This window comes from Methylophilus sp. VKM B-3414 (genome assembly GCF_032248435.1).
In the GTDB taxonomy this organism is placed as follows: domain Bacteria; phylum Pseudomonadota; class Gammaproteobacteria; order Burkholderiales; family Methylophilaceae; genus Methylophilus; species Methylophilus glucosoxydans.
This window is the reverse complement of record NZ_JAVTLI010000008.1, coordinates 22,532-41,612: the sequence shown is the minus strand read 5'-3', so window position 1 is coordinate 41,612 and position 19,081 is coordinate 22,532. Positions and strand designations below refer to the sequence as shown.

The window sequence follows — 19,081 nt, the reverse complement described above, 5'->3', positions numbered from 1 at the left end:
GCGAGCGGTTGCTGGCCATCCAACCCACCCTGGCATCATGCTCCATCTTGATAGGGAGAACGATCTTACGATTTGATTTTACGTGCTGGCCGACTCGGCGGATTCAGCGTGGCATATAAATTAATCAGGCTGCGTTGCTGACCATCAGAACACAGCTGAAAATGAATCAGGTACTGCTTGCCGACGCGGATAAACTGGTGGGCGGCCTGAATCTCTTCTAGCGTCAATACCGGGTTTTCACCGACATTGGTGGCCACATCCAGCGCATTGCCTTGCCAGTCAAACTTGATTTTCTCAGGCGTCATGCCACTTTCACTATAGGCCACGGTTTTGATTCTGGCCATGGTGACTTGCTGCTGGCAGTCAGGCGACACTTCATCCAGATTCACCAGCGCAATGACGGCAGGCTTGCTTGTGGATTTGCTACCGTGCTTATCCTCAGCCACTGTCATGGCACTGATCACTTTGGCACTATCGCTGGAAGCCAGCGCAAAAGAAACTGGCCACCAAAGACTTAACAGGCAACTTCCTGTGACCAGCCAGGCTGCTCGACACTGTTTGATCCCGCCCATGACTGCGCCCTCCTGCAGGTTAACTCATTTGCACTCCGCCATTCACACTGGCGGACTTGCCTATCCTTGATTTGAAATAATATACGCGCATTTTGACGCTCGCCAAGCACTTTTATACTTGTCAATCACGCATGATCCGACTGCGCGCTGCGTCAGTCTTTTCTGACTGGCAGTCACGACAGAGGCTGATAGTGCGCATACCAGGCTTTTTTTTATCATGAGCATGTATTTAACCAATTGGGAAAGGTCGAACATGCTTTATTACGCACTCTTGTTTCTGGTCATTTCATTTATCGCCGGGCTCTTGGGGTTTAGAGGCGTTGAGTCGGGCGCGGCCACCATCTCCAAGGTATTTTTCTTTATTTTCCTGCTGCTGGCCATCGGCATTGCGCTGGCAGCGGTGCTTGGCATTAGTATGATCGCTTAATATCCATTCAACCCTGGCAGCGGACACCACCTTCCGCTGCGGGTACGCGTCCTGATCCATGCGTCAGGACGCGTTTTATCTTTACGCTGCCTGGGGATAGCGGCGATAATAGGGTATGGTTTCTGGTCACCGCTCTACTCACACGCCCACTGTACTTGATCCACAGGCACTCAGTTTGTGGATGGATTCCTTAGCGCAACGGTTTACGGCTGATGAATTGACACAAATACGGCAGGCGGCTGAGCTGGCAGCGTCTCTGTATGCGCAACACCATGCCATCAACCGTTATCCCCTATTGCAACATGCCTTAGAAACGGCCTCTACCCTCTCGGATATCAACATGGATGCAGACAGCCTGACTGCCTGCATTCTATATGCCGCGCCAGACTTTCTTGATGACTGGTCCGTCCACTTATCTGCCCGCTTCAATCCGTGCGTTGTCAGTCTGATAGAGGGTATTTCGCGCATGTCACAGATCCATGCCTTGAGTGAAATGGATGGCTTGCACCATGCGGACGCCAAAGCGGACCACAAACAGAATGACCGCGCGCAACAATTGGAAGCGCTGCGCAAAATGCTATTGGCCATGGTGCAGGATATCCGGGTCGTGTTGATCAAGCTGGCAGAGCGTACCCAATTATTACGGCATTTGTCTGGCGCCAGCCCTGAACAACAAGTGCAGATTGCCCGCGAGAACCAGAGTATCTTTGCCCCGCTGGCCAACCGCCTGGGCGTGTGGCAACTCAAATGGGAACTCGAAGACTTATCCTTACGCTATCTCGAACCGCAGCTGTATAAAGAAGTGGCGAAAATGCTGGACGAACGGCGCGTGGATCGTGAACAGTATATTGCAGAGGTCGTGCAGCAGCTGCAGCATGAACTGACCCAAGCGGGCATCCAGGGGGAAGTGAGCGGGCGGCCAAAACACATCTACAGCATCGTGAAAAAAATGCGTAGCAAGCATCTGCAATTTAACCAGCTCTATGATGTGCGTGCGGTACGCATCATGGTGCAAGATGTGAAAGACTGCTATACCGCACTTGGCCTGGTGCATCACTTGTGGCAACCGATTCCCGGTGAGTTTGATGACTATATTGCCCGCCCCAAAAGCAACAACTACCGTTCCCTGCACACGGCTGTCAGCGGCCCTCGTGGCCTTGCAGTAGAGGTGCAGATCCGCACATTTGAAATGCACCAGTATTCCGAGTTGGGCGTTGCCGCACATTGGCGCTATAAGGAAGGTGGAAAATCCGACGCGAAATTCGACGAAAAAATTGCCTGGTTGCGCCAGATCCTGTCCTGGAAGGATGAAGTCGCTGAACACGGTGATTTGCTGGAGCAATTCAACAATGCGTTATTGCAGGACAAAGTATACGTGTTGACACCACAAGGCAAAGTCATGGACTTGCCCAAAGGCGCCACCCCGATAGACTTTGCTTACGCTTTACACACAGACCTGGGTCATCGCACCCGCGGCGCGAAAATCGACGGCCAGATCGTCCCCTTGCATACCAAACTGGAAAACGGTCAGCGGGTGGAAATCCTGACCGCCAAACATGGCGCCCCCAGCCGAGACTGGCTGAACCCTGCGCTCGGCTTTTTGCAAAGTGCCAGTGCGCGCGCCAAGGTTCGCCACTGGTTTAAATACCAGCATTTTGAAGAAAACGTCGCCCAGGGCCGGGCTAAATTGGACAAAGAGTTACACCGGGCCGGAGCCAGCAGCCTGCCGCTTGAAAAAGTCGCACAAAAACTGCAGTTCCAGAAACTGGAAGATTGCCTGGCAGCGATTGGCCGCGGCGATATCAGCGAACACCAGATTGCCATCACCATTCAGGGGGAATTGACACCGGTTGCGCAAGGCAATGCGCCAGCCATCATCAAGCGCCCCAGCGCCTCTCAGGTGAACCATGCGGGCATTATGATTGAAGGCATAGGCAATGTACAAACCACCATGGCCAAATGCTGCAAGCCGGTGTCGCCAGAACCGATAGTCGCGTATCTGACGCGCAACCACAGTGTGACCATCCACCGCCAGGCGTGCTCGTTTATTACGCGGCTCGACCAGACACGCCACAACCGTCTGCTCAATGCGCAATGGGGCAATAAACAATCTGGCGTATACGAAGTGGATATTGTGCTGGAAGCGAATGACCGTCAGGGATTGTTGCGTGACATCAGCGAGCTGTTTGCGCGTGAAAAAATCAATACCACAAAAGCGAACACGCTCAGCCGCAACCATGTGGCGCTCATGCACTTTACGGTGGAACTGGTTGACCTCGACCAGCTAGAGCACTTGCTGGCAAGGCTCAAGCAAGTGCCAGGCGTGATCATGGCCCAGCGACAGACCTAAGCCACGTTGAATGATGACATCATGAAACAGGAGAATCCAGCACATGTCTTACCTCGATGACCCACGGGTTTATTTTGCGGCAGAACGGACATTGCTGGCCTGGCAACGTTCAGCCATTGCCCTGATGGGGCTGGGCTTTGTGATTGAGCGTTTTGGCTTGTTTATGCAGCTCATGGCACAGGGGCAGCCAGTGTCGCCCTCCCAAAGCATGTTATCGCTCTATCTCGGGGTTGGATTTATTCTGCTGGGGGCCTGTACGGCAATCTTGTCTGCCATCCAATTTCTGCTGTTTTACCAATCGCTCAGCACACAGGAAAAACCACGTGGTCACGTTTACTGGCTGCCACCGGCAGTCAACTTGTTCCTGGCGGTCTCTGCTGCGGCATTAAGCGGCTGGTTAGTGTTTACTCGCTAGCCTTTCCAGGCTCAGATAAACTGGATTGGCAGATTTACGCCATCATCATTTTTCTGCTGCGGCCCTCATGGCAATATTGACCTGATCCCCATCGTTGAGACCATCTGGCGGGTTTTCTACCACCATATCCGTGCTCGTCAGGCCGGACTGCACTTCCAGTTGCTTACCCAGGTCACGCGCAATGGTAATCGTTTTTAAAGTCACCTTGCGATCTTTACCAACGGTAGCCACCTTGAGGCCATTCTGGTCAAAAATCAGTGCACTGGCAGGAATGCTCAGGCGCGCGACGGCATCATTGAATAGCAGATTGACATTGGCAAAGCCCCCAGGCAAAAAACGGCCCGCCGCATTATCCACCAGTAACTGTACCAGCGTTGTACCAGAGGACGCATTGATCGCACCTGAAGTCGACTGTATCGTGGCCTCGAACGCTTCACCCGCAGCTTCCGGTACGGTAAACCTGGCTTTGTCACCGGTTCGGATCTGACCGACATAATTTTGTGGCACATTGATATAGAGGCGCAACTTGCGTGTGTTGGACACTTCAAAGAGCGGCAACACCGTCGCACTGCTACTGCCCGCATTAATCAGCGCGCCAGTGTCGGTATTGCGCGCTGTCACTGAGCCGTCAAACGGCGCCACGATACGGGCAAAACTTTTGAGGGCAAGCAAGCGGTTGACATTGGCTTCGGCCGCCTTCACGATCGCCTGCTTGCTTTGCAAGTCTCCCACTTTTTCATCCACCGCCTGACGGGCAATCGACTGCGTTTTTAGCATTTCCTGCCAGCGCTTGGCCGTGGTTTCTGCCAGTGCCACATTGGCTTGCGCACTGGCGAGATCGGCTTTGGCTTGCAACAATTCCTGATCCAGATCCGGCGTCTCGATCTCGGCCAGCAATTGCCCGCTTTTCACCCGCGTGCCAATATCGGCTTTCCAGGATTTGAGATAGCCACTGACGCGCGCATAAATCGGTGCTCGTGCGTAGGCCTCAAATCGCCCTGGCAAGATCAGGCTGCCCCCTTGGTCAGACTGTGCAGGCGGGTGGATACTGACCGTCGGAATCGCCTGCTGGTCGGTCCAGGCCTTGACGCTGGCGTCATGGCTGTGACGGCTGCTGATGCCCGCAATCACAATGCCACTGGCGATCAGGGCCAAGATCAGGCCCGCCAGCTTGAGGCCCCGGCTGGCCGTGGGTGGATTACTCATGGATAGGGTCTCCTGAATCACTGACTGGCCCTGAAACACTTGCCTCAGGGGAAGCCTGTCGTTTTTGATGAATCGCACTAAAGACAACGGGCACAAACAGCAGGGTGGCGACGGTGGCAAACAGCAAGCCACCGATCACAGCCCGGCCCAACGGCGCATTCTGCTCGCCGCCCTCGCCCAGGCCCAAAGCCATGGGGGTCATGCCGATGACCATGGCCAGCGCGGTCATGAGTACCGGCCTAAAGCGGACGAAGCCCGCCTCCAGCGCCGCAGCAGTCGCATCTTGCAAGACGGCCAGCCGTTCGCGGGCAAAACTGATCACCAGCACACTATTGGCCGTCGCCACCCCCATACACATGATGGCGCCGGTCAGGGCGGGCACCGACAAAGGCGTGAAGGTCACAAACAACATCCAGACGATACCGGCCAGCGCCGCTGGTAAAGCTGAAATAATCACAAACGGGTCACTCCAGGATTGCAGGTTGACCACAATCAGCAGGTAAATCAGCACAATGGCGCCCAGCAACCCAAAGAACAGACCGGTAAATGCGCTTTGCATGGTCTGCACCTGGCCCAGCATCACCACGCTGGCGGCTTTAGGCACTTGCGCTTGCGTGTCCTCCAGAATCTTGCGGATATCGGCGGCCACCGCCCCCAGGTCGCGGTCTTGCGTGCTGGCATGAATCTGCACCATGGGCTGGATATCATATTGGCTGATGACGGCATTGCCGACACTGCGTTTAAATGTTGCCAACCCACCCAATGTCTGCAGCGGCGCATCCGCGCCACCTATCGGCAGGTTGGCCAGCGTGTTGAGGCTATCGAGCTGGTATTGCGGGGTTTGCAGCACAATCGGGTAAGTCACGCCATTGGCAGGGTTCAACCAATAAGTCGGGGAGACTTGCGAACTGCCCGCCAGGTTCACCACCAGGCTATTGGTGACGTCGCGCGTACTGATGCCCAGCTCCTGCGCACGGGTTTTATCGACGGTAATGTCAAAACCGGGACGCCGACGCGACTGCTGGATACGCGCATCGACCACACCCGGCACTGCGCGGATGCGTGCCAGCAACTGGTTGGCATAGACAAAATCTTCGGCCAGCTTGCCGCCGCGAATCTGGATGTCAATCGGGGCTGGTGAGCCAAAATTAAGTATCTGACTGACAATATCCGCTGGCGGGAATGAAAAGGTCGTATCCGGAAACTGCCTGGGCAGCACTTCGCGTAGGGTACGGATGTAATCCGCCGTCGGCGCGTGCTCGGGTTTAAGCGCAATCTGGATATCACCATCATGCGCGCCGGTCAGGCCGGTATTGTTATAGGCCATGTTAATACTGCTGATCGGCATGCCGATATTATCAACAATGGTGAGGATTTCCTCCGGCGGGATCACCTGTTTGATGGCTGCCTGTATCCGGGCAAAACGGTTGGCGGTGTCTTCAATACGGGTGCCGACCGGTACGCGGGCATGCATGAGGATTTGGCCGCTATCCACCGCCGGAAAAAAGTTACGCCCCAGCCCGGGCAATAATAAAAATGACAGCATGACCAGCAACATAAAGCCGATCATAAACAGTCGGCGGTGGGCAATCGCCAGGCTCAGCAAGCCATGATAGCCATGCCGGAGCTGCTCAAAGCGGGTTTCAAAGTGTTGCTGGAACCTGACCAGCGGATTGCGGCTGGCTGGGCGGTGTTCACCTGCGACATGTGGTTTGAGCAAGTAATTGGCCATGGTCGGGACCAGGGTCCGTGACAAAATAAACGAGCTGACCATGGCAAACATGACGGCTTCGGCCATGGGCACGAATAAAAAGCGCGACACGCCCTCAAGAAAAAACATGGGCACAAACACGATACAAATACACAGCAGCGACACAAATGCAGGCGTCACAATCTGTGCGGCACCATCGAGAATGGACTGCTCGACCGGCTTGCCTTGCTCCAGGTGCCAGTTAATATTTTCAATGGTCACGGTGGCCTCATCGACCAGCAAACCTACTGCCAGGGCGAGGCCGCCCAGGGTCATGATATTGAGCGTCTCGCCTATGGCCGACAGCCCCATCACCGCCCCCAGAATAGACAAGGGGATGGAGGTGGCAATGATCAGTGACGAGCGCCAGCTGCCCAAAAAAAGCAGGATCATGAGGCTAGTGAGCACCGCCGCCAGCACGCCTTCAAACACCACGCCTTCAATCGCCGCGCGCACAAACAGCGACTGATCGTTGATCGGGGTTGCCACCAGCGTCTCAGGTAGGGCCGGCTTGATTTCTTCCAGTTTGGCCTTGATACCATCGACAATATCCAGCGTCGAGATGGCACCGTTTTTGAGTATGGTCATCAGCACCGAACGGTTGCCATCCACATGCACGATATTGGTTTGTGGCGGGTTGCCATCACGTACCTGACCGATATCACGCATGTACACGGTGGCGCCATTGACCACCTTGACCGGGATATTGGACAGCTCGTCAATTTGAGTGACGGCATTATTCAGGTTCAGCGTGTATTCAATGCTGCCAATTTTTTGTGTCCCCACCGGTACGATCATATTGTGCGCAGCCAGCGCATTGGCAATATCCTGTGCCGACAAGCCACGGGCCTGCAACGCGGCCGGATTCAGGTCAATCTGGATCTGCCGGCTTTTGCCGCCATAGGGAAATGGCACGCCCGCACCGGGCACCGTGACCAACCGGATACGCACGGCATTCAGGCCCAGGTCAGCCAGGTTCTGCTCGGTCAGCCCTTTACCAGACAAGGCAATCTGCAAGATGGGCACCGTGGAGGCGTTATAGTTAAGAATCAACGGCGGCGTGGTGCCGGCGGGCATCTGCCGCGTCACTGTTTGCGAAATCGCCGCCACCTGCGCATTGGCGGTGGCGATATTGACGCCCATATGGAAAAAGATTTTGACGATGGCAAACCCATTATATGAATTGGCCTCGATATGCTCGATATCGTTGACGGTGGTGGTCAGGCTGCGCTGATATAGCGTACTGATGCGGCCCGCCATGTCATCTGGCGGCAAGCCATTGTATTGCCAGGCCACCGCTACCACCGGGATACGGATATCCGGAAAAATATCCACCGGGCTGCGCAGGGCAGACAAAGTACCAAAAATCAGAATCAGCAGCGCCATCACCACAAAGGTGTAGGGCCGTTTGAGGGCAATCCCTACCACATTAAACATGCGCGTCCTTTGCTGCGGTGATGGCAAAACCGGCATCCCGCCAGGCATCAATGCCGCCGCTTAACGGCCGGATATTGCGATAGCCGAGACGAATCAGTTTTTTTGCCACTTTGGCTGCGGTGACCTCATTCGGGCAGGAGCAGTACAAAATGACGGGCGCATCTTCATCAATATCCAGCGTCAATTGGTCCACGTCTTCCAGCGTGACAAACTGTGCCCCCGGAATCCAGCCGTCTTCTATCAAGTGCGGGGCACGCGTATCCAGAATCACTGGCGCCGCATCACTGGCGATCAGTGTATGCAATTCTTCGACACTGATCCGAGCCATGCGCAGGCTTTTGAGAAAGCGTTGCCGGTCCCACCATTTGACCGCGATAAACGCGGTTAACAGCAGTAAAACCAGCCCGGTGCCCCATTTACCCATTTCGACCAGCGTCAGCATCAGCTCGTCAATGGCAGAACTGAACAGATTGCCCAACCACAATGCGGAGCCTGACCATAGCAGCGCACCCAAGCCATCCATGAGCGCAAACAGCCAATAAGGCGTGCCGGATGATCCGGCCAGCGCACTCGAAATAGAGGCAAAGCCCGGAATAAACTTGCAGACCAGCAACGCGGGCGGGCCGAATTTAAGGTAGAGCGCCTCGGTTTGTCGCACACAGGTGTCTGGCGACAAGGAGATTTTGCATAACTTGCCCATGACGCGCTTGCCATATTTGCGCCCGGCGCGGTACCAGATGGAGTCTGCCAGCAAGGCTGCCACCAGCGCCACCAGCAACATGGCCGCCCAGGAATACTGGCCATTACCGATCAAGACCCCGGCCAGCAGCAAGGTAGGATAGGCCGGTAAAGGCAAGCCCATCTGCTCCAGAAATACACTGGCAAACACTATCAGCAAGCCATATTGCTGAATCAGCTCAAGCACGACATTCATAACAGTTCTTTTTTAACGGGAAATCACACACAGACCATCACATGCTCATCATCACATGCCTAGGGATGCCAGCATGGCAAACGCCATAAACAAGACAAAATGCGTCATGCCTTCAATCGCATTGGTTTCACCATCATGCAGATTAATGGTGGCCACAATCAAAGTCAAAAACGTCATCACCATCTGCGTGGGCGACAAGCCGACAATGAGCTGCCTGTCTTCAATCAGCGCAATCGCTTCAATCACCGGCACCGTCAAAATCACGGTAGACAAGGTGGCCCCGAGCGCAATATTGACCACGGTTTGCATGCGGTCATTAACGGCGGCCTTTAAGGCGGTGAGCACTTCCGGGCTGGCCGCAATAATCGCAACCACAATCGCCGCCACAATCGGGGGTACGCCGCTGCCAGTCAGGCCCGCATCCATATGCAGGCTCATTTCTTCAGACAGAAAGCCGATGGTAACGATGCCAGCCAGGATGTAAAGAATAGAAAATTTGACATTGGTACTGATCACCGGCACAGGCTGGCCCTGTTCCAGCAGGGCCTGGTGCTGATCACGGTAGCTGAAGTAATTGCGGTGCCGCCCGGTTTGCATCTTGAGAAACAGGGCATAAAACACACTCATGGTCACGATGGTGAACATGGAATACACGCGCCAGTGCTCAGGCGGCAAAAAAGCGGGCAAGGCCATCGAGATGCCCAGCGCGGTCATGATCATGACGATATAGGTATTGCCCGAGTTGACGTTGTACTCGACCTCGCCGTACTTGATTCCGCCGACAATGGCACACAAGCCGAGAATGCCGTTGATATCCAGCATCACCGCGGAGTAAATCGCATCTCTGGCCAAGGTGGTCGAGGAGGTATGGCTGAGCATCATGACAATAATCACCACTTCGATGATGACAGCGCTGATGGTAAGGATCATGGTGCCATAAGGCTCTTTGAGCCGTTCGGCGACATATTCCACCTGAAACGATAACTGAAAAGCCAGGTTTATAATCAGCAAGACAAACAGGACCGCAATGATGAGCGACTCAGGCTGCCCGAGCGTGATGACTTTATCGGCTTGCGCCAGCGCCAGATAAGCGAGGATGGAAATGAGCAGGGACCACAGTCCCTGAGGCGGTTTTTCTTTAAGCATGCGCTTAGATTGTCATCAATGAGTTCTCATCTTAACAGAGCCGCGCCCTTCTGTTGCATGTTGCGCAATGCACTAGGGGTTGATGACCACCGAACACGTCATGCCTGCGACCAGCGTCAGGCCTGCCGGAATCTGGTCCAGCCGGATACGCACCGGGATGCGTTGTGCCAGCCGCACCCAGTTAAAGGTCGGGTTGACATTGGCCAGCAGGCGCACGTCGGTAGGGTTGTCGCGGTCGGTAATGCCGTGGGCAATGCTTTCCACGTGCCCCTTGAGCGTGGTGTGGCTGCCCAGCAACTGCACGTCGGCTGCGTCACCCGGCTTGATCATGCTCAGTTTGTGTTCCTCAAAATATCCATAGACCCAGAACGAGTGCTGGTCGATGACTGCCAGCTTGGCCGCCCCGACCTGGGCAAAATCGCCGGGCCGAACCAGCAAGTTCGACACCCAGCCATCCACGGGGGAGCGCACCACGGTACGTTCCAGGTCGAGCTTTATTTTTTCAACCTGTGCGACGGCCGCCTCAAAATCGGCTTTCGCCGCCAGCGCCCCCAAATCGGTATCTTCACGGTTCTCGCGAGAAATGACTTCATCATCCAGATGGGCCCGGCGTAAGGCTTGTTGCTGCTTCATCTCCCATAGCGATTTGCGCTGCTGGGCCACGGCCTTGGCTTCGGCCAGGGCATGTGCATAATGCAGGGGGTCTATGCGAAACAGCACGTCGCCTTGATGCACATACTGGTTATCGTGCACTGGCACCGCCGTCACCAGCCCTGCCACATCCGGGGCAATATTCACCACATCGGCACGCACACGGCCATCCCGTGTCCATGGGTAGTCGGTATAGCGCACCCACAACGTGTAAGCCAACCAGCCAGCTGCCACGGCAATGCCTAGCGTGATCCCTGCGCGCAGTACACCTGTGGTGACCTTCATCCAGATACGTTGCGTTTGCATGTGTCTCCCTTTCAATACACCATCAAGCCAAACAGCGAAAACAAGCCAAAAAACAGCGCCACCCGAAACAGCGCCGGGTACCAGAGCCGCTCGTAAATCACCCATGCCGCCAGCCATTGATCTAGCTGCCAGACCACCACGGCGGCGAGCAAAAAGGCGACGAACAGCGTCGGCACATGTGCATCCAGAAATGTCAGTTCACGCGGAATCCATGCATGCCACATGTGTCGTCTCCTTCATAAGGACCTAGGGCTGAGCGCAGGCATTTCGGTGTCGATCACCAGCCGGACAAAATGTAACTGCGTTACCAGCTTTTGCACTTGCGTCGGCGACAAGCTCTGCGCATATTCACCGCCTTGCAACCAGACCAAAAAGTGATCCAGCCATTGCAAGACCTGTTGCTGATGTTTGCGGCTGGGCTGTTTGTAGTCGTGTGCGACCAGCAACAGCGTATGTTGCACTAATCGCTGCGGCTGCGCCGGCAACGCCACCGCCGCCGTGCGCAAGGCCAGTACGGCATGGCCCATCTCCAGCGCCGCACACAATGCCTCTGCGACGTGGACGCTGTCTGCCGCTTGTGGTCTATGCAAGTCGCCCGAGCGCTGGATCAGGTCGCGTGCCCGCATTTCAAACGCCGCCGCGGTCATGGTGGTATTCAGGCAAGCCTCCACCACTAGCCCGCGCAACTGGGCCAGCAAGCGGCGCCTGGCCCATGGGCTGGCGGCATAGTCAGTCAGGCTGAACAGGATGGCGGACACCGCCAGCGCAATCATGAGCGCAATCGAATCATTGAAATATTTGACCGGCAGATCACCCAGCGCCAGGTTAAAGCCAACCATTAAAAAGTAGGCAATGCCCAGCCCAGCCCCGACAAGTGCGGTGGCAGGCCGGGCACTAAGCCAGGCCGTCAGCAAAATGGCCGGGGCAATCACGATGCACAACATGACGTAGTCGTGTGCCGCCGTCAGCCAGAACACATTGCTCAGGTAAACCAGCACAATGCCCAGTACCACGCCAAGCGTAAACTGGCGCAAGGTAGCCATCGGCGTCGGGCTGCCCGCAAACAAGGTGCTGGTAATCACCCCCAGGGTCATGGCCAGGATGCCGGAGGGCCAGTCTATGGTCATCCAGAGCACGGCCAGTACCAGCAAGGTGAGTGCGCCACGTGTCGCGGCAATTGCCACCGGCAACCAGTCAATATGCCTCTGCAACTGCGCGGCTGCAAACTCGCGGCTGGCCACTTGCCGCTTGCGCGGATTGGCCACCAGCAACACATAGGTGTCCAGATAAGCCGCTAATTCGGCGGCCAGACGTTGCAACAACGCTACCCCACTCTCGAATGTCAGCAGCTGTCCCTCAGGCAGAATCGACAAGGCCTGCCTCTGCCGCTGAAACGCGGTAGCAAACGCTTGCTGATACGCAGCAACGGCCTGTTGCAATTGCGTCAGCTCTGGCGCACTTATGGCGGGTTGTCCTTTACTCAACACCGCCGTCGCCAGGGGTTGCATCAACTCCTGCAAAGCCTCGGCTTCATGCTTGCATCCACTGCGCTGCAGCCGCTGTTGCAGGCGCTGAAAGACGATGTAGGTGGTTGAAACCGCCATAAACTGCAGATTAAGCTGGTTAATCGTGGTGCTATGCACGCGCGCATCATCGGTTTCAAATTGCGCCGAAGCCCGGAAAGACTCCAGTTGATACAGGTCTTGCATAAACTTGAGCACGGGCTGATTCAGGCCAGCAGCTTCGCCCTGCCCAAGCAACAGACTGAAATCACGGAACTTGCCACGCACCACGGCCTGAATGGTTTCCCACAGGCGCTGCGGCAGCACCAGCTCGCTCACCAGGCTGGCACTAAGCAAGCCCACCCCGATTTCTGACATGCGCGTTGAGGCAATTTGAAAGGTGTGCCAGGGCGTCAGCGTGGCCGGCAAGCCGACAATACACAGTGTGTAACCGGCCAGCACAAAGCCATACGATTGAAAGTTGCGGTAAACCAGCGATCCCGCCGTGCACAAGCCTATCCAAAGCGCAGCCGCGATAAAAAACGGGAACCGGTCCTGCACAAACCAGGCCACTAGCAGTAGCGAAAACAGAATGCCGATCCCGGTCCCGATCAACCGGTAATAACTCTTGGTAATCACCATGCCTGAACGGAAATGCATGACGATCACCACCGTCAACAGCGCCGTCGCCGGCTGGTCCATTTCCATTTTCAAAGCCAGCCATAAGGCCAGCCAAGAGGCGAGCAAATACTTGAACAAATAACCAATGCGCGGGAAATCCTGCCGGTACCAGTCCAGTCCGGCCTGTTGCGCACAGATGGCCAGCCACCGCCCCCCGTGGCCAAGTATTGCAATGCCAGCCGCCAGCGCGTGCCAACCTTGCCTAAGGGCGTGCCTGCGTTGCATGCGCCTCCTCCATCACGCCGCCACCCAAGGCCAGCATCAGTGCCGCATACGCCTCCAGGCGCGCGGCCTCCTGTTCGACCAGCACGTTTTTTTGCTGCAAGACCAGCAGATTGGTTTGCAGGCTCTCCACCCGGTTACTGAGTCCGGCGCGGTAGTTTTTCAGCGCCAGCCGATGGGTCTGCTCGCTCTTGTCCAGGGCTTGCCGGGTATTTGTCATTTCAGCCTCTACCGTTTGCATGACCGACAACTGGCTGGAGATGCGCTCAAGTGCCTTCAGCAGCGTGGCGTTGTAGTCCTCCACTGCCATGTCATATAAGGCCGTTTCGGCGGACAGATTGGCGCGTCGACGGCCGCCATCAAACAGCGGCAATGTCATGGCTGGGCCCAGATTACCCACCAGACCGGCACTGGAAAACAGACTCGCAAACGCAAGTCCCTGAAAGCCGACATAGCCCAGCAAATTGATATTCGGGTAAAACGCGGCTTTGGCACTCTGTATATGCTTCTGTGCCGCCTCCACCCGCCATCTGGCCGCCACCATATCCGGGCGACGGCCAACCAGGTTGGCGGGCAAGCGGTCGGGCAGGCCAGCGCTGGCGGACAAATGCAAGGCTGGTCGGGTAATGCTTTCGCCAGCGCCAGGCCCCTCGCCGCTCAGTGCCGCCATCTGGTTTTTGAGCAAGGTCAGGTGCAAGTCTATCAATACCAGTTTGTTCTGCGCCGCTGGTAGCCTCGCCTCCAGACGACTCAGGGCGAGTTGGGTATTGAGTCCGGCCGCCAGGGCTTTTTGGGCAATGGCAATCTCGTGACGCAAATCGTCCAGCTCGTCTTGTGCCAGGTCGCGCCATTGATATTCGGCCGCAAGCTGGATCTCATTTTTGACTATCGCCGCCGTGAGCTCAATCTTGACCTGCTGCATTTCAGCATCCGCCACCCGCGCTTCATCCAGTGCCGCCAGCCACGCCGATTTCTGCTGTTTCCACAGGTCCAGGTTGTAGGACATGTCTACGGTCGCCTGGTTGTTCCAGTTAAAGCGACCTGCCCACGGCTTGGGGATAAAGCTCAACTCGGTAAACCGCTCGCGGGAGGAACTGACTTTGCCACCGATATTGGGCAAGGTAGCCGCATGTGACTGCTCCGCCATGGCAGTGGCTAAAGCAATGCGGGCAGTCGCTTTTTTCAGGTCAGGATGGTCATGCAGACTTTTCTCAATCAGACGGTTGAGCTGTGCATCCCCATAGACATGCCACCAGTGCTCGGTCGGCCACGCCATAACAGGCGCCTCCGAAATGGTTTTACCCAGCGCTAACTGATCCTGTAGCAGTGGCTGCGACACGGGCGCAATGCCTTGACTGCTGAGACACCCATTGAGCAACAGCGCCAAGAGCCAGACCGCACTGCGCGCAACCTGCCTGGGCTGACGCGGCGACAAAACAGTCAGTGTTGAGGTGAAAGGCAGAGACATAAAGTATGGTTATTAATAGTACGGGATCAAACTAAATAATTAAAAAAATGCTGCCGCCGTTTATTTAATCAAATCGACGCGGCTGGCCAATGTCGCCAAATCCGCAATCAGGGTGTCTCTTTGTGCCTTGGCCAGGACGTTCATAAACTGGGTGACGCATTGCACATAGTCCGGCATCACTTCATCGAGTTTTTGTTGCCCGGCCACCGACAAACGGATGAGGAATTTGCGCCTGTCGCTGGTATCCATAAAGCGCGACACCAGGCCCTCACGCTCCAGCCCGTCAATGAAGCCAGTCATGGTGGCCTTGGTCACGCCGGCTTTGTCGGCCAGGTCTGAAGGCGAAGAAGTCAGGTCATCCTGCCGCATCAGCAAGACCAGCACCCACCAGCGGCCTTGCAGCAACCCATGCCTGGCCAGTAACGCATCCAGCGCCGTCGAAATATCCGACGCGGCGCGCAAAATACTGACAAAGTCAGAAATCGCTGTGATGTCTGTGCCAGGATAGCGGGTCACAAACTTTTCCAGGCTTTTGGAGGTGGGTAATTCTTTGAGCAGCAACATAGTACGGATCAGTATAGTATGGCATCAAACAAAATGCAAGTACTGCTGTTAAGAGTCCTTGTTGTTTGATGTAGGCTCAGCAACATCACAAAAAATTTAATTGACCCAACGCAGGCTCAATCAATCAATATCAAATATTCATAATTGATTGAGCATAAATGATTGTTTCCGCAATCACTTCTATCTCAACTCGCTTACTCTTGGCTTGGTCACGAAGTATTGCATAAGCCTCTTCTTCTGAGATTTTTTTCGAAGCCATTAGAATTCGCTTCGCCTCATACACTGTTGCCACCCCCGCAACTTTCCTTTCAAGTCGCTGAATACGCTTACGCCCTTCGGCAATATCTTTGAAACACTGCCTGGTAATCACCATGGACGTAAGCAAGCCAAATTCGCGAATAGGGCAAGCGACAACGCCTTTTACGCCTATTTTTAATGCCAGGTTTACGATGGTTGGGTTTTCATAGGCCACAACGGCAATAATGGGTGGGCAATTCTCTGAGTTAAACCAAGCATACTCTGCCACATTAAATTCAGGATTGATGGATAGAAAAATTAAATCTGTTAATTCAGATAACTCTGGTCGTGGCGGCCAGAATTGCGACGTCTTGCAGCCAATCCGCTCTAATTGTTGAAGTAGCATTTCCCCATCTTTATCCTGAGGGTGAAATACCACCACATTCAAAGATCGCAGATCTCTTAATAACTCCGAAGTTAGTCTCAAAGCCTGAGTGGGCTGGCCGTTGGTCAAATTACATCCCCAATCGTCCTGAAACCAGACGGACATCTTCAAATGTATGTGTCACTAAATAGGGATCCGCATACACTTGATTTGACGATTCACGCACAATCGTAAATTGGCCATCAGCGTTTGCTCGTCCAATTCTAGGATTTAGATTTGTATGATGACTGAGTGGATCAATACTGATCAGGCCTTGTGGGGCATTAAACGCTGAATCCAATAGGTAGGGTAAGAGTGCTTCAATATCATCATCGTTGGATTGAGCCATCGCGTTGGCAAACAAGTGAACCTGAAAATACGCTGCTTCCCAATTCATATTTGGGATTGCGCCATGCCCGAATTTTTTTCTAAAGTTAGTTAGACACTCCCGATTGACTTGAGAGTCTACAGATTGAAAATAGGGTGAGGATGTAAAGTGGCCTACCGCAGCCTCAGCGCCCATTTGTGCAATTTCAGCCTCTGAGGTAGACAAACTTGCTATCGGCATTTGCTGAGGATTTAGTCCAGCCTGAGCATAGTGTTTATACAAATATGCAGTCGTCTCTCCAACCACAGTCGAAAAAATAAAGTCAGGTTTTTTTTCTTTGATATCTTCAATAATGGGAAGAAACTCGTCTTCACTGGCATTCAACTTCAAATAAACCTCACCAAGGACTTCACCATCTTCATACTGGGTCAGTAATTCTTTCATGATGCGATTCGACTCATAGGGGAAGATATAGTCAGAGCCAACCAGATAAACCCTTGTACCATAATTGGATGTCATATACTCGACTAATTGCACGATATTCTGGTTTGGCGTTGCGCCTGTATAAATGACGTTATTAGAGAACTCAAACCCCTCATACATGGTTGGATAAAAAAGTAGCCTGTTCCATTTTTCTACCACGGGCAAAATAGCTCTACGACTGATGGAGGTGTACCCTCCGAAAATCACCTTTACCTTATCTTCCAAGATTAACTTTTCAGCAAAAGCAGCATCGAGATCAGGATTTGACTGGGTGTCATATGAAATCGGAACGATCATTCTGCCATTGACACCGCCAGCGGCATTGACCTCATCTATCGCAAGGAGAGTACCTTGTAGTTGCGAGTTTCCGATGGCCGAGACGACGCCAGTTTGGGAGTACAGAACGCCCACTTTGATTGAATGATCTTGCATTAATTTAAACCCCTACAACGTACCAAGGCAATCGGCCTTCAAGCATTTTATTGTATTTATACAACCAGAAGCGACAACCCAACCACTGCAGTTGCAGCGCCAAGATAGGCAACTATCTTCTCACGCCCTTTGAGTGAAGTGAGCATGCCCGCCAACAGAAGTAATGAAGAACCTGCCACTAAACCCACCCCGTATTCAAAACCTTTTGCATTAAACGGCATTTCAAGACCATGCGCATAGCCATGAAAAAGAGAGAACATCCCTACCAAAGGTAATAACAATGGCAGGGACAATTTGACCCTGCATGCTAACAGCACGCCACTGACGACCAAGGTTAAAAGGATACCCATTTCACTGAAGGAAATAACCAACCCAGAAATGGCTGCAACACATGCTAGCGCCATTGCCGAAAGGCATACCACCGGCGCCAACATGATTGATTTGCCATCTCTTTGACCAGCGAGCAGTCCTATTGCAAACATAGAAAGTAAATGATCAACCCCGCTAAAAGGGTGACTGAAGCCTGCAAAAAAACCTATCATATCGTCGAAATGCCCAGGGTGCGCGTAGGTGCTTCCGGCCCACATCATCAAAAACACCGTCACTAGATATTTAGTATCACTTCTCATATTTTCCTCATTTCCATTTAAATTGATCATTCCTACGCATCTGCCCTAATCAAGCGCAGCTAATTGCAAAGCGTCAACCATAAACTCTCGAACCAATATCCATGCTAAATCCAGCCCTTGCTTGAGGGATGCACCATCTTCCCCCAGCATCCTTACCCACACCCCGGCGTTGGATGGCAAGGTTGACACGCCCACATATAACTCATCCATCGCAACCAATCCTGCCCGCAGATGGGTCACCAGAGCGTCTGCAGACACCTGCTGGGCGATCACCATGAGTGTTGCCTGCGCCTTATATTTGCCTGTAATGCCCAGGGTCTTATTTTCGTAGGTCTCCCCAGTCACCAATGCGCGATCCCTCACCAGTACTTCTCCTTGGAGATTACGGACACAGACGTCTGTCCGTAATCTCGTAAACGTCTCGCCATTGTGATTGGGGTTGTGCGCGATAAAAGAGTCGCAAAATATCACAGTGGCTGATGGATCCACTTTCAACTCTAGACTCGATCTCAAATTGGCCATCGGAAACATAATCAGAGGCCCAGGCGCATATTCACAAAATGAGCCCGGCCCCGCTTCAATAAAGACTTTTTGTTGCGCGATGTCTTTCTCCATCCTGTGCACAACCGTCGCGGCCGCAGTGGTAACGCGTGCGTGGCTATTCTCTTCAAGGATGATCGAAACACTGGTTCTATCACTCTCAAAAATACCGCCGCTAGTTGATTGCAAGCATAAAGTAGCCATACTGGGCGGATCATTTGGTTTGTAATACGCACGGCATACATGAAAGGGATAAGTGACAAATTGCTCATTAATATAAGTGCGCTTACCAGGCCCAGGAGACACAAATACCAATCTGACTTGATTACCGCCTGTTGAACTAAGCTTCATTAAAGACAAAGGCAGGGCTTCCCCAG

The 19,081-nt window shown here is 53.9% G+C and carries 17 protein-coding genes; 3 read left to right on the top strand and 14 right to left on the bottom strand.

Annotation, left to right across the window (positions count from 1 at the left end; translation table 11 throughout):
• Positions 1–65 precede the first annotated feature (65 nt).
• Positions 66–572: a hypothetical protein gene (locus tag Q9292_RS08965; protein WP_313987072.1), complete on the bottom strand. Its 507-nt coding sequence runs from the start codon at positions 570–572 to the stop codon at positions 66–68.
• A 217-nt stretch (positions 573–789) separates the two neighbouring features.
• Here Q9292_RS08965 and Q9292_RS08960 point away from each other — a divergent pair, with 217 nt between their 5' ends.
• From Q9292_RS08960 to Q9292_RS08950, 3 genes are all read left to right on the top strand, one after another.
• Positions 790–999: a DUF1328 domain-containing protein gene (locus tag Q9292_RS08960; protein WP_409934489.1), complete on the top strand. Its 210-nt coding sequence runs from the start codon at positions 790–792 to the stop codon at positions 997–999.
• Positions 1,000–1,114: 115 nt separating this feature from the next.
• A complete protein-coding gene (locus Q9292_RS08955) occupies positions 1,115–3,349 on the top strand; it encodes a bifunctional (p)ppGpp synthetase/guanosine-3',5'-bis(diphosphate) 3'-pyrophosphohydrolase (protein ID WP_313987070.1) in 2,235 nt (744 codons plus the stop codon).
• A 43-nt stretch (positions 3,350–3,392) separates the two neighbouring features.
• Complete coding sequence (locus Q9292_RS08950) at positions 3,393–3,764, top strand: YidH family protein (RefSeq protein ID WP_194749358.1); 372 nt, start codon at positions 3,393–3,395, stop codon at positions 3,762–3,764.
• Positions 3,765–3,809: 45 nt separating this feature from the next.
• Here Q9292_RS08950 and Q9292_RS08945 read toward each other — a convergent pair whose 3' ends face one another.
• The 13 genes from Q9292_RS08945 to Q9292_RS08885 form a co-directional block, all read right to left on the bottom strand.
• On the bottom strand, positions 3,810–4,970 hold the full coding sequence (locus Q9292_RS08945) for an efflux RND transporter periplasmic adaptor subunit (RefSeq protein WP_313987067.1): 1,161 nt from the start codon (positions 4,968–4,970) through the stop codon (positions 3,810–3,812).
• Positions 4,963–8,157 (bottom strand): efflux RND transporter permease subunit, encoded by a 3,195-nt coding sequence (locus tag Q9292_RS08940; protein WP_313987065.1) that lies wholly within the window; start codon positions 8,155–8,157, stop codon positions 4,963–4,965. Before Q9292_RS08940 ends, Q9292_RS08945 begins: the two co-directional genes overlap by 8 nt.
• Positions 8,150–9,091, bottom strand: coding sequence for a DedA family protein/thiosulfate sulfurtransferase GlpE (locus Q9292_RS08935; RefSeq protein WP_313987062.1), 942 nt, complete (start codon positions 9,089–9,091; stop codon positions 8,150–8,152). Before Q9292_RS08935 ends, Q9292_RS08940 begins: the two co-directional genes overlap by 8 nt.
• Positions 9,092–9,142: 51 nt before the next feature.
• A complete protein-coding gene (locus tag Q9292_RS08930; protein ID WP_313987059.1) occupies positions 9,143–10,237 on the bottom strand; it encodes a calcium:proton antiporter in 1,095 nt (364 codons plus the stop codon).
• 72 nt (positions 10,238–10,309) lie between these two features.
• Positions 10,310–11,194: an efflux RND transporter periplasmic adaptor subunit gene (locus Q9292_RS08925; RefSeq protein ID WP_313987056.1), complete on the bottom strand. Its 885-nt coding sequence runs from the start codon at positions 11,192–11,194 to the stop codon at positions 10,310–10,312.
• A gap of 11 nt (positions 11,195–11,205) precedes the next feature.
• Positions 11,206–11,418 (bottom strand): DUF1656 domain-containing protein, encoded by a 213-nt coding sequence (locus tag Q9292_RS08920; RefSeq protein ID WP_194749352.1) that lies wholly within the window; start codon positions 11,416–11,418, stop codon positions 11,206–11,208.
• 12 nt (positions 11,419–11,430) lie between these two features.
• Complete coding sequence (locus Q9292_RS08915; protein ID WP_313987051.1) at positions 11,431–13,602, bottom strand: FUSC family protein; 2,172 nt, start codon at positions 13,600–13,602, stop codon at positions 11,431–11,433.
• On the bottom strand, positions 13,580–15,067 hold the full coding sequence (locus tag Q9292_RS08910) for an efflux transporter outer membrane subunit (RefSeq protein ID WP_313987049.1): 1,488 nt from the start codon (positions 15,065–15,067) through the stop codon (positions 13,580–13,582). The genes Q9292_RS08915 and Q9292_RS08910 overlap by 23 nt, the downstream gene beginning before the upstream one ends.
• Before the next feature lie 60 nt (positions 15,068–15,127).
• Complete coding sequence (locus Q9292_RS08905; protein ID WP_313987048.1) at positions 15,128–15,631, bottom strand: MarR family winged helix-turn-helix transcriptional regulator; 504 nt, start codon at positions 15,629–15,631, stop codon at positions 15,128–15,130.
• A gap of 130 nt (positions 15,632–15,761) precedes the next feature.
• The gene (locus Q9292_RS08900; RefSeq protein WP_313987045.1) at positions 15,762–16,382 is read right to left on the bottom strand and encodes an ANTAR domain-containing response regulator; all 621 of its coding nucleotides are present in this window, start codon (positions 16,380–16,382) and stop codon (positions 15,762–15,764) included.
• A gap of 1 nt (position 16,383) precedes the next feature.
• Positions 16,384–17,535, bottom strand: coding sequence for a transporter substrate-binding domain-containing protein (locus Q9292_RS08895; protein WP_313987042.1), 1,152 nt, complete (start codon positions 17,533–17,535; stop codon positions 16,384–16,386).
• Between the two features lie 56 nt (positions 17,536–17,591).
• Positions 17,592–18,164, bottom strand: a complete 573-nt coding sequence (locus tag Q9292_RS08890) for a HupE/UreJ family protein (RefSeq protein WP_313987038.1) — start codon at positions 18,162–18,164, stop codon at positions 17,592–17,594.
• A gap of 45 nt (positions 18,165–18,209) precedes the next feature.
• Positions 18,210–18,908: an urease accessory protein UreD gene (locus Q9292_RS08885; protein ID WP_313987036.1), complete on the bottom strand. Its 699-nt coding sequence runs from the start codon at positions 18,906–18,908 to the stop codon at positions 18,210–18,212.
• Between the last annotated feature and the right edge of the window lie 173 nt (positions 18,909–19,081).